This window comes from Virgisporangium aurantiacum, from assembly GCF_016863635.1.
Classification (GTDB): Bacteria; Actinomycetota; Actinomycetes; order Mycobacteriales; family Micromonosporaceae; genus Virgisporangium; species Virgisporangium aurantiacum.
Window position 1 is genome coordinate 98,217 of the sequence record NZ_BOPG01000004.1, and the last position, 13,521, is coordinate 111,737.

12 protein-coding genes are annotated in these 13,521 nt (G+C 72.6%); 8 read left to right on the plus strand and 4 right to left on the minus strand.

What is annotated here, in order from left to right:
* The first annotated feature begins 43 nt into the window (after nucleotides 1–43).
* Together Vau01_RS02910 and Vau01_RS02915 are read left to right on the plus strand one after the other, a co-directional pair.
* Nucleotides 44–277 carry an Lrp/AsnC ligand binding domain-containing protein gene (locus Vau01_RS02910; protein ID WP_203986805.1) on the plus strand — a complete coding sequence of 78 codons (234 nt, stop codon included), beginning with the start codon at nucleotides 44–46 and terminating at the stop codon, nucleotides 275–277.
* A 41-nt stretch (nucleotides 278–318) separates the two neighbouring features.
* A complete protein-coding gene (locus Vau01_RS02915) occupies nucleotides 319–825 on the plus strand; it encodes a DUF3515 domain-containing protein (protein WP_373320154.1) in 507 nt (168 codons plus the stop codon).
* On the opposite strand, the gene Vau01_RS02920 is transcribed toward Vau01_RS02915, so the two are convergent.
* Nucleotides 822–1,922: a D-alanine--D-alanine ligase family protein gene (locus Vau01_RS02920; RefSeq protein WP_239151257.1), complete on the minus strand. Its 1,101-nt coding sequence runs from the start codon at nucleotides 1,920–1,922 to the stop codon at nucleotides 822–824. The two genes, Vau01_RS02915 and Vau01_RS02920, sit on opposite strands and share 4 nt — an antisense overlap.
* A gap of 121 nt (nucleotides 1,923–2,043) precedes the next feature.
* Here Vau01_RS02920 and Vau01_RS02925 point away from each other — a divergent pair, with 121 nt between their 5' ends.
* Complete coding sequence (locus tag Vau01_RS02925) at nucleotides 2,044–4,755, plus strand: putative bifunctional diguanylate cyclase/phosphodiesterase (protein ID WP_203986809.1); 2,712 nt, start codon at nucleotides 2,044–2,046, stop codon at nucleotides 4,753–4,755.
* Here Vau01_RS02925 and Vau01_RS02930 read toward each other — a convergent pair.
* The 3 genes from Vau01_RS02930 to Vau01_RS02940 form a co-directional block, all read right to left on the minus strand.
* Nucleotides 4,752–5,840: a cystathionine gamma-lyase gene (locus tag Vau01_RS02930; RefSeq protein WP_203986812.1), complete on the minus strand. Its 1,089-nt coding sequence runs from the start codon at nucleotides 5,838–5,840 to the stop codon at nucleotides 4,752–4,754. The two genes, Vau01_RS02925 and Vau01_RS02930, sit on opposite strands and share 4 nt — an antisense overlap.
* Nucleotides 5,837–6,832 carry an NAD(P)H-dependent glycerol-3-phosphate dehydrogenase gene (locus tag Vau01_RS02935; protein ID WP_203986814.1) on the minus strand — a complete coding sequence of 332 codons (996 nt, stop codon included), beginning with the start codon at nucleotides 6,830–6,832 and terminating at the stop codon, nucleotides 5,837–5,839. The genes Vau01_RS02930 and Vau01_RS02935 overlap by 4 nt, the downstream gene beginning before the upstream one ends.
* Nucleotides 6,833–6,908: 76 nt before the next feature.
* Nucleotides 6,909–7,643, minus strand: coding sequence for a lysophospholipid acyltransferase family protein (locus Vau01_RS02940; RefSeq protein ID WP_203986817.1), 735 nt, complete (start codon nucleotides 7,641–7,643; stop codon nucleotides 6,909–6,911).
* 133 nt (nucleotides 7,644–7,776) lie between these two features.
* Here Vau01_RS02940 and cofC point away from each other — a divergent pair, with 133 nt between their 5' ends.
* The 5 genes from cofC (at nucleotide 7,777) to Vau01_RS02965 (ending at nucleotide 13,431) form a co-directional block, all read left to right on the plus strand.
* Complete coding sequence (cofC, locus tag Vau01_RS02945) at nucleotides 7,777–8,454, plus strand: 2-phospho-L-lactate guanylyltransferase (RefSeq protein ID WP_373320155.1); 678 nt, start codon at nucleotides 7,777–7,779, stop codon at nucleotides 8,452–8,454.
* A 9-nt stretch (nucleotides 8,455–8,463) separates the two neighbouring features.
* Entirely contained in the window at nucleotides 8,464–8,661 is a 198-nt protein-coding gene (locus Vau01_RS02950; RefSeq protein WP_203986820.1) for a cold-shock protein, read from the plus strand.
* A 223-nt stretch (nucleotides 8,662–8,884) separates the two neighbouring features.
* Nucleotides 8,885–11,008, plus strand: coding sequence for an RNA degradosome polyphosphate kinase (locus Vau01_RS02955; protein ID WP_373320160.1), 2,124 nt, complete (start codon nucleotides 8,885–8,887; stop codon nucleotides 11,006–11,008).
* The gene (locus Vau01_RS02960) at nucleotides 11,009–12,556 is read left to right on the plus strand and encodes a CYTH and CHAD domain-containing protein (RefSeq protein ID WP_203986824.1); all 1,548 of its coding nucleotides are present in this window, start codon (nucleotides 11,009–11,011) and stop codon (nucleotides 12,554–12,556) included.
* The gene (locus Vau01_RS02965; RefSeq protein ID WP_203986827.1) at nucleotides 12,553–13,431 is read left to right on the plus strand and encodes an NUDIX hydrolase; all 879 of its coding nucleotides are present in this window, start codon (nucleotides 12,553–12,555) and stop codon (nucleotides 13,429–13,431) included. The genes Vau01_RS02960 and Vau01_RS02965 overlap by 4 nt, the downstream gene beginning before the upstream one ends.
* Nucleotides 13,432–13,521: the final 90 nt, after the last annotated feature.

Below are 13,521 nucleotides of genomic sequence, written 5' to 3' on the forward strand. Positions count from 1 at the left end.
GTGGGAAACGAACGGATAGGAAACCAGGGATAGGAGCATTGTCGTGGTCCAGGCGTACATCCTCATCCAAACCGAGGTGGGAAAGGCGCGTGACGTGGCCGCGGCGATCCGGGATGTTGCGGGAGTCGTTCGGGTCGACGCGGTGACCGGTCCGTACGACGTGGTGGTGCTCACCGAGGCACGCACCGTCGACGAGCTCGGAAAAATGATCGTCAGCAAGGTTCAGCTGGTACCGGGCATCACGCGCACGGTCACCTGCTCCGTCGTCCACCTGTGATGGCCGACCCCGATACGAGGCGCGCGGCGCGGATCGCCGCGATGATCGCGATTCCCGTGGCGGTCGTCGCGGGCGTCGTCGCGTTCCAGATCATGTCGCCCGGCGAGCCGGCCGAGCGGAACAACCCGGCCGCGTCGCCGAAGCCGGTGCCCTCGACGCCGGTCGAGATGGCGGCACCGCCGCTGGCCGACCGGCCGGCCGCGGTCTGCCGCGCCCTGCTGTCGAAGCTGCCCGACCACTTCGGCGACCTGCCCCGTCGCCCGGTGACGGCCGGCCCGGAGCAGAACGCCGCCTACGGCGAGCCGGCGGTCACCGTCGCCTGCGGCGCCAGCGCACCCACCCCGCCCGACGGCGCCCAGTACTTCCAGATCGAGGGACCCTGCTGGTACCAGGACGACCCGGCCGGCGCGCGCCGGTGGAGCCTGCAGGGGCGCGAGGTGCCGCTGGTGGTCATGGCGCCGTCCGGTTTCCTCGGGCAGGACCTGGTCGACCTGGCGAAACCGATCACGGAAGCGATTCCCGAGGTCAAGCAGGTCTGCAAGGGCTAGTGCAGGCCCGTGCCGCGCCGCAGCGCGGTGCGGATCAGGCGCGACACCAGCTTCGAGTAGTCCAGGCCCGAGGCCGCCCACATGCGCGGGAACAGCGAGATCGGCGTGAACCCGGGCATGGTGTTGATCTCGTTGAGGTACACCTCGTTGTCGGGCGTCACGAAGAAGTCGACCCGGGCGAGACCCGCGCAGTCGAGCGTCACGAACGTGCGCACGGCCAGTTCCCGCACCCGCTCGGTGACCTCGGCCGGCAGGTCGGCCGGAACGGAGACCTCGGCGACGTCGTCGAGATACTTGGCGTCGAAGTCGTAGAACCCGCCCGGCACCCGGATCTCGCCGACCACGCTGGCCTCGGGCGCACCGCCGTGCTCGCCCTCCAGCACGCCGCACTCGACCTCGCGGCCGACCACCGCGCCCTCGACGATCACCTTCGGGTCGATCTCGCGGGCCTTGGCGACGGCCGCGTCGAGGTCGGCCCAGTCGGCGACGCGCGTGATGCCGATGCTCGACCCCGCCCGGGACGGCTTCACGAACACCGGCAGCCCCAACCGGTCGCGGTCGGCCGCCGACAGCGACTGGCCGGCCCGCAGCACGGTGTAGGGGCCGACCGGGATGCCGTCGGCCGCGGCGAGGCGCTTGGTGAACTCCTTGTCCATGCCGGCTGCCGAGGCGAACACCCCGGCGCCGACGTACGGCAGCCCGGCCATCTCCAGCAGGCCCTGGATCGTGCCGTCTTCGCCGTAGGCGCCGTGCAGCAGCGGGAACACCACGTCGACGCCGGTGAGGGCCTGCACGCCCTGCCGGGCGTCGACGACCTCGATCTGCCCGATGGTCGGGTCGGCCGGCAGCACCACTGCGGTACCGGACGCATCCGTCACCGCCGGTAGCCGGCGGCCCTCGATCGCCGTCGCGGCGCCGCCGGTGGTGAGCACCCATCCGCCGGCCTTGGTGATGCCGACCGGCACCACGTCGAACTCGTCCGGATCGAGTGCGGCCAGCACGTTTCCGGCGCTGACGCACGAGATGGCGTGTTCGGTGCTGCGACCGCCGAAAACGACCGCGACACGGGGTTTCGCTGGAACCGACGAGTCAGCCACGCGCCGACGATACCGGCCGCGCACCATACGCACAGTGCTCGCCCTGCCGGGACCGAACTCTTAACACGGGCGGAAGCCAGCCGATGGAAGGAGCGTAACGGACCGACTACCGAGGAGACCGATGGCGGAGCACGGACGGCGGTCACCCGACCGGCTCGTGCGGCTACTGCCCGCGGTCGCGGTCGGGGTCGTGGGGCTGGCGATCCTGCTGTACGTCGCGCGCGCGACCGGTGTCGTGGACCGTGGCGGCAACCTCCTGGCCGGCCTGCTGAGCATGACGAACTGGACGCTGGGCACGGTCGTGGCGGTCGACACCGCCCGCGCGGCCGGGCGCACCGGTACGGCGTCGGGCCCCGGGGTGCGCCGGTCGTGGCTGCTGCTCGCCTGGTCGATGGGGCTCACCGCGGCCGGTGCGGCCGTCGGCGGCGCGACCGGCCGGTCCGACGGCGCGGCCGATGGCCAGGTCAGCTCCGTGCCGATGGCCGCGTTCGTGCTGTACATCGTGGGCCTGCTGATGTTCGTGGCGGCGATGGCGGTCCTGCCGGTGCCGTGGCACCAGTTGCGGAACCGGCGGACGGTCGTCCTCGACCTGGCGGTCGTCGGCTGCGCGACCGTCGTGATGATGTGGTACCTCGCCACCCAGCTGCTGCACGCCACCGGGCGGTCGGGTGCCCTGGAACTCACGCTGATCCTGGGGTGCGTCACCGGCTGCGGCCTGGTCGCGGTCGGCAAGCTCATGATCACCGGCGCCGAGCCGCTCGACCAGGTGTCGATGCGGCTGCTCGGCGGGTCCCTCGTGATGAGCGCGATGGCGGCCGGCGGTCTGGCCGCGCTGACGCCGTGGACCGGGCTCACCCCGGAGACCGTGGTGCTGCCGGTCTCGGCGGTCGGGTGGATGCTGGCGGCCCGCCGGCAACGGGTCGCGCTGGCCGACCCCGACGCGGCCGCCGCCCGCACCCGCCGGCGACCCTTCAGCGTGGTGCCGTACGCGGCGGTCGTCCTGTTCAACCTGCTCGCGCTGGTGGCCGAGATGCGCGACCTGCCGCGCCACGAGATGCTGCTGGTCGGGTCCGTCGTCCTGACAACGCTGATCATCGTCCGCCAGATCACCGCGTTCCACGACAACGCCCGGCTGGTCGGCCGCCTCGACGAGAGCCTGCGGGACGTGCGCGCGCAGGAGCACCGGTTCCGGGCGCTGGTTCGCAACTCGACCGACGTCGTCTCGATCACCGACAGCACCGGCCGGATCACCTACATCAGCCCGGGCATCGAGAAGATGCTCCAGATCACGCCGGAGCAGGTGCTGGAGGGCTGCCGGATGGTCGTCCACCCCGACGACCGGGAGGCGCTCGCCGAACAGCTGGCCCCCTCGTACGCCGGGCCGGGCGCGACCGCGCACGGCGAGGCCCGGTTCCGGCGGGCCGACGGCACCTGGCGCCGGCTCGAGGTGCACAGCACCAACTTCTTCAACGACCCGGTCATCAAGGGCATGGTGAGCAACGCCCGCGACGTCACCGAGGCCCGGCGGTACCGGGACGACCTCGCCTACCAGGCCACCCACGACGACCTGACCGGCCTGCTCAACCGCACCCTGTTCGCGAGCGTCGCCGACGAGGCGCTCGCCACCGACGAGCCCGCCGGCACCGTGATGGTGCTGGTGGACCTGGACGACTTCAAGCTCATCAACGACCGGCTCGGCCACGCCGTCGGCGACGCGCTGCTGCGCGACGTCGCCACCCGGCTGCGCGACGGCCTGCGGCCGCAGGACACGGTGGCCCGCCTCGGCGGTGACGAGTTCGCGGTGCTGCTGCGTGACGTCGTACCGGACGAGCGGATGGAGATCGCCCGCCGGCTCATGGGCGAACTGGAGCAGCCGGTGACGGCGAAGGGCTACGACCTGCTGGTGCGGGCCAGCGTCGGTGTGGCTCCGGGGACGCCCGGCATCACCGCCGCCGAACTGCTGCGCCGGGCCGACCTCGCGATGTACGCGGCGAAGAACCAGGGCCGCGGCCGGTGCGTGGAGTTCGACCAGAGCATGGACCAGGCCGCGCAGGAGCACGCCCAGCTGGCCGCCGACCTGTCCGTCGCGATCGACCGTAACGAGCTGGCGCTGGTGTACCAGCCGATCGTCACGCTGCCGCACGGCGAGCTCAGCGGCGTCGAGGCGTTGGTGCGGTGGCAGCACCCGGTGCGCGGGTTCGTGTCGCCGGTCGAGTTCATCCCGGTCGCCGAGCGCACCGGGCTGATCACCGCGCTGGGCGCGTGGGTCCTTTACGAGGCCTGCCAGCAGGGCGCGGCCTGGCTGCGCGAGCTCGGCCCGGCCGCACCGGGCCGGATCAGCGTGAACGTGTCGGCCCGCCAGCTCATCGAGCCCGACTTCCCGACCGTGGTGGAGGCGGCGCTGCTCGCGTCGGGCCTGCCGGCGGAGAAACTGACCGTCGAGATCACCGAGACCGCGGTGTTCGACGGCGGCCCGGCGCTCGTCGCGGTCAACGCGATGAAGGACCTCGGCGTCCGGGTGGCGCTGGACGACTTCGGCACCGGTCACTCGTCTCTGGGCCTGCTCCGCACCGTCCCGATCGACGTGTTGAAGGTGGACAAGTCGTTCGTCGACGGCGTGGGTCAGAGTCCGGAGCAGGAGGCGATCATCACGTCGCTCAGCCAGATCGGTTCCGCGATGCGGCTGGTCGTGGTCGCGGAGGGCGTGGAGACCGGTGCGCAGGCCGACCGGCTGTACGAGCTCGGGTACCGGTACGCGCAGGGCTACCACTTCGCGCGTCCCCTGAAGGCGCCCGAGATCGCCGGTTTCGCCCTGAAACCGAGCCCGGTTTAGACCGCCTTCAGCGCCGCCTGGAGGTCGGCGACCAGGTCGGCCTCGTCCTCGATCCCGCACGACAGCCGCACCAGGCCGGGCGACACGTCGTCGCCCCACTGCTCGCGCCGGTCGGCGGTGGTGTGCAGGCCGCCGAAGCTGGTGGCGGCGGCGATCAGCGTGCTCGCGGTGAGGAACCGGTCGACGGCCGCCTTGTCGGCCAGCGTGAACGTCACCACGCCCGGCACCCGGCGCAGTTGCTTCCGGGCGAGGTCGTAGGCCGGATCCGCCGGGCGTCCCGGCCACCGCACCGAGACGACGGCCGGATGGGCCGCGAGAACCTCGGCCACGGCGGCGGCGTTGGTGCTCTGCCGGGCCAGCCGCAGGTCGAGCGTGCCCATCGAGCGGTGCACCAGCCAGGCCTCGAACGGGCCCGGAATCGCGCCGCCGAGCGCGCGCCAGGAGCGGAACTTCTCCGCCAGGCCGGCGTCGCGGGTGGCCACGTAGCCGATCAGCACGTCGGAGTGGCCGGCCAGCGCCTTGGTGCCGGACGCGACGGAGACGTCGGCACCGAGGTCGAGCGGCCGCTGGCCGAGCGGCGTCGCCGTGGTGTTGTCCACCGCGACCAGCGCTCCCGCCGCGTGGGCTGCCGCGCTCAGCGCGGGCAGGTCGCACATGTCCAGGCCCGGGTTGGCCGGGCTTTCCAGGAGGACGAGGGAGACGCCGGCGAAGTCGGGCGCGGGACCCGCCGTGGGGGCGTACCGGACGCTCGGCAGCATCTGCTCCGCCAGCGCCCGGCCGGCGAAGTACCCGTCGGACGGCACGACGACGCTGCCGTTCCGCCCGCACACCTGGAAGACCGCCGCGATCGCGGCCATGCCGCTGGCGAACGCGACGCACTCGCCGCCTTCGAGTTCGCCGATGGCGGCTTCCAGCGCGACGCGGGTGGGGTTGTCGGGCCGGCCGTAGCCGGGCGTGCCCGGTTGCGGCCCCGCGACGGGGTCGAGGTGGTACGGGGCGGCGAACACCGGACCGGGCAGGAACGGCTGCCCCGGTACGGGATCCGGCAGCCCGGCATGGGCGACGCGCGTTCCGTCTCCGGTCACTCCGGTTTCACACTCCTGCCCATCAGGGCGCCGACGGCGATCCGCGGGTCGAGGCCCTCGTGACAGACCCGCTCGACCTGCGCGGTGATCGGCATCTCGACGCCGTGCCGTTGGGCCAGGTCACGGATCGCCAGGCAGCTCTTGACGCCCTCGGCCGTCTGCCGGGTGGCCGCCTGCGCCTGCTCCAGCGTCTCGCCCCGGCCGAGGTGCTCGCCGAACGTGCGGTTCCGCGACAGCGGCGACGAGCAGGTGCCCACCAGGTCGCCGAGGCCGGCCAGGCCGGCGAACGTCAGCGGGTCGGCGCCGAGCGCCACGCCCAGCCGGGCCGTCTCGGCCAGCCCGCGGGTGATCACCATCGCCCGGGTGTTGTCACCGAACCCGAGCGCGGTGGCCATCCCGTACGCCAGCGCGATCACGTTCTTCACCGCGCCACCGAGTTCGCAGCCGACGACGTCCTCGTTCGTGTACGGGCGCAGGTACCGGGTGGTGATCGCCTTCTGCACGAGTTCCGCGCGGCCGGTGTCGCGGCAGGCCACCACGGTTGCGGCGGGCTGCTCGGCGGCGATCTCGGCGGCCAGGTTGGGGCCGCTGACCACCACCACCCGCTCGTCGGGCACGTCGGCGGCCTCGGCGATGACCTGGCTCATCCGCTTGGTGGTGCCGAGCTCGATGCCCTTCATGAGGCTGATCAGGGTGGCGTCGGACTCGATCACCGACGACCAGTCGGCGAGGTTGCCGCGCAGCGTCTGCGACGGCACGGCGAGCACCACCAGCTCGGCGCCGCGGATCGCCTGCCGCGGGTCGGTGGTGGCGGTGACGCCCACGGGCAGCCGCAGCGCCGGCAGGTAGTCGGGGTTGGTGCGCTGTTCCCGGATCGCCGCGGCGACGGCCGGCCGGCGCGCCCACACGGTGACGTCACAGCCGGCGTCGGCCATGATCTTCGCGAACGCCGTCCCCCACGACCCGGCGCCCAGAACGGCGGCACGCGTCATGCCGGGTCTCCACTTCGTGGCGACCCGCCCTGACCGGGGCGGCTCTGCTGAATGGTGCCCTCGCACAAGTGCTCGGTCACGACGGCTCCTCGGCCTTCGAGTCGGCCTTGGCGGCCGAGGACGGGCTCCAGATCGGCGGCGCCGGTTCCCCGCGCAGTTCGGAGATCATCTCGCGGAGCCGGTTCATGATCTCGGTGGTCATCTCGTTGAGCACCGGGCTGGTGGGCGGCTGCCCGGCCCAGCGCGACAGGTCGACCGGCGGACCGGCGGCCAGGGTCACCGGGGTGCGCGGCCGCACCCGCCACTTCTTGGTACGCGGGTCGAAGATCTTCTGCGCGCCCCAGCTCACCAGCGGCACCACGGGCGCGCCGGTGGCGAGCGCGAGCCGCGCCGCGCCGGTCTTGCCGCGCATCGGCCACAGGTCGGGCTCCTTGGTGGTGGAGCCCTCCGGGTAGATGACCACCGCCCCGCCGGCCTCGATCACCGCGACGGACGCCTCCAGCGCACGGGCCGCGTCGGTGGTTCCGCGCTCCACCGGAATCTGCTGCCACCGGTGCATCAGGTTGCCGAGCACCGGCACCTTGAACACCGAGCCCTTGATCATGAACTGCGGCCAGCGGCCGGAGTCGTAGACGTAGTGCGCGACGGCGACCGTGTCGGCATGCGAAATATGGTTCACGACGATGATCACCGGACCGGTCTGCGGGACGTGCTCGAACCCGCTCCACGTCCGGCGCGTGAACACCGTCAGTGGTGGCTTGATCGCCATCACCGCGAACCGCCGCCAGAAACCCAAGCCACGCCCGGCCACGTGTGCCTCCTCCACGCGGAGCCCCACCCGGTTTCGGCCGTCCGGCCAGCCACTCCGCCGGCCAAACCTTACCGGCGTGGCGCTGGTCACCGCGAGCGACAACCGCCGTGCCGGGTAGGGCACTATCGGGCGGGTGGAGTGGTCGGTGCTCGTCCCGGTGAAGCGGCTGGCCGCCGCCAAGACCCGGCTGCGCGGCGCGGTGGGCGCGGAGCGGCACGAGCCGCTCGTGCTGGCGATGGCGCAGGACACCGTCGCGGCGGCGTTGGCGGCGCCGGGCATCGCCGATGTGCTGGTGGTCACGGCGGATCCGCTGGTCTCGGCCGCCGTCACGGCGCTGGGCGCCCGGACCGTCGCGGAACCGGGTCCGGAGTCGGTGCCCGGGGCCGGGTCCGGGGCCGGGTCTGGGGCCGGGTCCGGCGGCCTCAACGCGGCGTTGCGGCACGCGGCCGCCACCGCGAGCACAGCCGTGGTCGGCCGCATCGCGGCGCTGCCGGCCGATCTGCCCGCTCTTCGGGGTGACGAGCTGAGCGCGGCCCTGAGCGCCCTGGCGACCGCCGCCGGTGGCGGGTACGTCCCCGACGCGTCCGGCACCGGCACGGTGCTGCTGGTCGCCGCGGCCGGCGGTCGGCTGGTGCCCAGGTTCGGCCCGGGTTCGGCGGCCGCGCACGGCCACGCCGGCGCCCGCCGCGTCGAGGGCGACTGGCCCTCGCTGCGCCACGACGTCGACACCCCGGCCGACCTGGCGATCGCCGTCGCCCTCGGGGTTGGCCCGCACACCCGTGCGCTCCTGCGTGCCGGGATCGCGGTCTAGGGTTTGGGCATGCAGGGGACGGTCAGCGAGTTCGACTCCGGCACCGGTGCGGGTGCGGTGCTTCTCGACGACGGGCAGCGGCTCGAGTTCCCCGCCGCCGCGTTCGCGGCCTCGGGGCTCCGACTGCTCCGCGTCGGCCAACGGGTACGCCTCGATCGGGCGCCGAGCGGCGCGGTCGAACGCGTTGGTCTCGTCACGATGCGCTGAGAACCTGCTGTCCGGATCCGTGTTGTTCGAGCCGCTGACCGGTCATGATGATCCTGTGGACGCGAGCGCCTTTCACCCCGATGACCGGAACGGCACCGAGGCGACGGGTGCGGGGAGCAAGCGGTCCGCGTCCCGTCGCCGCAAGCGCGTCCTCCCGGCGACCGACGGTCTCCGCCGGGCCGCCACCACCTCCGAACCCGTGGCGGCGCAGGCGCCGGAGCCGGTGCTGACCGAAGCGCCGCGGAACGACCCCGACGCCGCACCCGATCTTCCGGAACTGCCGGCCGACCGGTACTCGAACCGGGAACTGTCCTGGCTCGACTTCAACGCCCGGGTGCTGACGCTCGCCGAGGACCCGCGCACGCCGCTGCTGGAGCGGGTGAAGTTTCTCGCGATCTTCGCCGGCAACCTCGACGAGTTCTACATGGTGCGCGTCGCCGGCCTGAAGCGACGCATGCAGATGGGCCTACCGGTGCGCGGCACCGACGGCCTGCTCCCCCGCGAGCAGTTGGAACGCATCGCGGTGCAGTCGTCGGAGCTGATGGCGCAGCACGCCCAGTGCTTCACCGACGACGTGGGCCCCGCGCTCGTCGACGAGAACATCGAGTTCGTGCGCTGGCGCGACCTCGACACCGCCGAGCGCACCCAGTTGCGCCGGTACTTCCAGGCGAAGATCTTCCCGGTGCTCACGCCGCTGGCGGTCGACCCGGCCCACCCGTTCCCGTACATCTCCGGCCTGTCGCTGAACCTCGCGGTGGTGGTGCGCGACCCGGACGGCGGGCCGGAGCTGTTCGCCCGGGTGAAGGTGCCGAACAACGTGCCGCGGTTCGTGTCCGTCGGCGACAACGCCGGACGGGTGTTCCGGTTCCTGCCGGTGGAGGAGCTGATCGCCGCGCACCTCGGTTCGCTGTTCTCCGGGATGCAAGTGGTGGAGCACCACGTGTTCCGCGTCACCCGCAACGCCGAGGTGGAGCTCGACGAGGACCGCGACGAGGACCTGCTGCAGGCGCTGGAGCGGGAGCTGGCCCGCCGCCGGTTCGGCCCGCCGGTGCGGCTGGAGGTCGCCGCGTCGATCTCCGACCACGTGCTCGACGTGCTCGTCGGTGAGCTCGACGTCGACATGCACGACGTGATCCGGGTGCCCGGTCTCCTCGCCCTGAGCGCGCTGTGGCAGGTGTTCGAGGACGTCGACCGGCCTGATCTCAAGGACAAGCCGTTCGTGCCGGCCACCCACCCGTACTTCGCCGAGGGCGAGACACCGCGCAGCGTGTTCGCCCGCCTGCGCGACAACGACATCCTGGTCCACCACCCGTACCACTCGTTCAACACAAGCGTGCAGCGGTTCATCGAGCAGGCCGCCGCCGACCCGAACGTGCTGGCGATCAAGCAGACGCTGTACCGCACGTCGGGTGACTCGCCGATCGTCGACGCGCTGGTCGACGCCGCGGCGTCCGGCAAGCAGGTGGTGGTGCTCGTCGAGTTGAAGGCCCGCTTCGACGAGCAGGCCAACATCGGCTGGGCGCGGATGCTGGAGCGGGCCGGCTGCCACGTCGTCTACGGGTTGGTGGGTCTCAAGACGCACTGCAAGACGGCGCTGGTGGTGCGGCAGGAGGGCAACCAGATCCGCCGCTACTGCCACATCGGCACCGGCAACTACCACCCGAAGACCGCCCGCATGTACGAGGACTTCGGCCTGCTGACCGCCGACACCGAGGTGGGTGCCGACCTCACCGACCTGTTCAACGTGCTCACCGGGTACAGCCGGCAGACCGCGTACCGGCGGCTCATGGTCGCGCCGCACGGTGTGCGCAGCGGCCTCATCGAACGGATCGAACGCGAGGCCGAGCAGGCCGCGGCGGGTACGCCGGGCCTGGTGCAGATCAAGACGAACGCGCTCGTCGACGAGGAGATCATCGACGCGCTGTACCGGGCGAGCCAGGCCGGGGTGAAGGTCGACCTGGTGGTCCGCGGGATCTGCACGCTCAAGCCGCAGGTGCCGGGGCTGTCGGAGAACATCCGGGTGCGCTCGATCCTCGGCCGGTTCCTGGAGCACTCGCGGGTGTTCCGGTTCGGCGCCGACGGCGAGACCGCCGAGTGGTGGATCGGCTCGGCCGACCTCATGCACCGCAACCTCGACCGGCGCGTCGAGGCGCTCGTCCGGGTGACCGACGCCGACGCCCGCGAGCACCTGGGCCGGATAATCACCCTGTGCATGAGCGGGGAGACCAGCGCGTTCGAACTGCATGCCGACGGTGAATGGCGGCGACGCGTCGCCGATCCCGACGGTGGACCGCTGCAGAACCCGCAGGAGGCGTTGATCCGTCGCATCGTCGGCAGGGGTGACTGAATGCTGGAAGAGGAGCGCAAGTACGACGTCGACACGGCTTTCCGGTTGCCGTTGTTGACCGAGGCGCTGCCGAAGGGCGGCACGGTCGTCCCGTTGCCGCCGAAGACGCTGCGCGCGACCTACTACGACACCGAGACCGCGCGGTTGGCCCGCGCCGGCATCTCCGTGCGGTACCGCAGCGGCGAACGCGGCAAGCCGCCGTGGACGGTCAAGCTGCCGACGTCGGGCGCGGCCGAGGCGCGCGACGAGATCAACCGCGACGGCACCAAGGGGACGATGCCGGCCGAGCTGGTGACCCTGCTGACCGCGTACCACCGGGGCGCGCCGCTCGTTCCGGCGGTCACCATCCGCACGGTGCGCCGGGCGTACGAGTTGCGCAGCCGCACCGGTGAGGTGCTCGTCGAGGTCGCCGACGACACGGTCAGCGTGCTCGACGGCCGCGACGTCACCTCGCAGTTCCGCGAGATCGAGGTGGAACGCAAGGAAGGCGGCACCAAACTGCTCGACCGGATCGAGGCGATCCTGGTCGACGCCGGCGCGAACCGGGGCGCGTTCCTCCCCAAGCACGCCCGCGCGATGGGCGAGCGGGCCGCCGCACCGCCCGATCTGACCCCGCCGACCGCTCCGTCGTCGGGGGGCCGGCCGACCGCCGGCGACATCGTGGTCACCGCGGTGCGCAAGCACATCGAGAAGATCTTTCAAGCCGATCCGTACCTGCGCCTGCGCACCGCGATGCCGGACGGCGACACCCCCGTGCACCAGATGCGGGTCGGCTGCCGCCGGTTGCGCAGCGACCTCCGTACGTTCAAACCGCTGCTGGACCCCCAGTGGTCCGACAACCTGCGGGCCGGCGCGAGCTGGCTGGCCGAGGTGCTGGGGGTCGCCCGCGACGCCGAGGTGCTCCGGGAACGGTTGCAGCGCACGGCCGGCGCCGATCCGGTCGCGCCGCTCGACCCGGCGGCCGTCGCCCGGTTCGACGCCGACCTCGCCGCCCGGCACGAGGACGCGTTGCAGGCGCTGGAGAACGTGCTCGGCTCGGAGCGGTACGCCACGCTCCTCGACGTCCTCGTGGAGGCCGCGCGCGAACCGCAACTGGGCGCGGCGGCCGAGGAGAAGGCGGACGTCGCCCTCACGAGGCTGGTGGCCCGGCCGTGGCGGCAGCTCAGCACCTCCGGCCGCGGCCGGGTCGGCGCCGGCGACCTCGACGTGCTCGGCCTCGACGACGACTGGCACTCGGTGCGGATCCGGGCCAAGCGCGCCCGGTACGCTGTCGAGTCCGTCGCCAAGCTGATCGGTGGCTCCGCCGCCGCGCTGGGTGAATCGTTGACGGAGGTACAGGAACTGCTCGGGGAGCACCAGGACGCGGCGATCGCGGCCGAGACGTGGTTGGCGATCGCGCGGTCCGATGTGGACGATCACGCGCTCGCGGTGGCCGCCGGCCGGTTGGTCGAGCGGGAACGGGCGGCGGTGCGCCGCGCCCGCGAGCGGTTCCCGGCCGCGTGGGCGCTCGCCGACACCCCGGAACACACCGGCTGGCTGCGCTCGTGAACCAGATCGTTCTGGCCGCCGGCGGGGTGGTGTACCGGTGGCGTCCGGAGGGCGACGCCGAGATCCTGCTGGTGCACCGCCCGCGGTACGACGACTGGAGCCTGCCCAAGGGAAAGCTCGACCCGGGCGAGCACCGGCTGACGGCCGCGGTGCGCGAGGTACACGAGGAGACGGGCGTCCGGGGTGTGCCGCAGGCGCGGCTGCGCTCGGTCAGCTACCTCACCGGCGACCCCGGCGTGGAGAAGCAGGTCGAGTACTGGTCGATGCGCTGCTCCGCCGACCACGGCCACGAGCCCGACCACGAGGTCGACGTCCTGCAGTGGGTGCCACTGGCGACGGCCCGCGACCGCCTGACCTACGCGCACGACCGCGGCGTGGTGGCCTCGTTCGTGGCCCTTCCGCCGGTCACCGGCGTGGTGGTGCTGGTGCGGCACGCCCATGCCGGCCGCCGCGAGGGCTGGTCGGGCCCCGACGACGAACGCCCCCTCGACGAGAACGGACGCCGCGACGCGGAGACCGCCGCGCCGCTGCTGACCCTGTTCGAGCCGGAGCGCGTGCTCAGCGCGCCGGCCGTGCGGTGCCGCGACACCGTCGCCCCGGCGGCGGAACGGCTCGGATTGCGCCTTGAGGTCGACGGACGCTTCGCGGAGGCCGGAGACCCCGAGGAGGCACTGCACGCGCTGCAGGAGCTCGCTCAGGCCACGCAGGCGGCCGTTGTGTGCAGCCAGGGCGGGCTGATCCGGCCGCTGATCGCGTCCGTCCGCCCGGGCGGCGAGCCGCCCACCCCCAAGGGCACGGCGTGGGTGCTGGCGTTCGCGGCGTCCGGCGAGATCGCGTCGACCGCCCATCTGGATCTGAGAACCCCGGCCGTCTAGTACCGCTGGCGTCACCGCGGAGACGGGTGTTGCCGTCACTGTGTTCATCCGGCCTCTCCGGCACGCTCGTCCACAACGGATCGAGCGGGA

Bases quoted from the DNA above. Each gene is read 5' to 3' on its own strand.
- Vau01_RS02915 (WP_373320154.1), top strand. From the start codon at position 319: ATGATCGCGATTCCCGTGGCGGTCGTCGCGGGCGTCGTCGCGTTCCAG.
- Vau01_RS02925 (WP_203986809.1), top strand. From the start codon at position 2,044: ATGGCGGAGCACGGACGGCGGTCACCCGACCGGCTCGTGCGGCTACTG.
- Vau01_RS02960 (WP_203986824.1), top strand. From the start codon at position 11,009: ATGCTGGAAGAGGAGCGCAAGTACGACGTCGACACGGCTTTCCGGTTG.
- Vau01_RS02950 (WP_203986820.1), top strand. From the start codon at position 8,464: ATGCAGGGGACGGTCAGCGAGTTCGACTCCGGCACCGGTGCGGGTGCG.
- Vau01_RS02935 (WP_203986814.1), bottom strand. From the start codon at position 6,832: ATGACGCGTGCCGCCGTTCTGGGCGCCGGGTCGTGGGGGACGGCGTTC.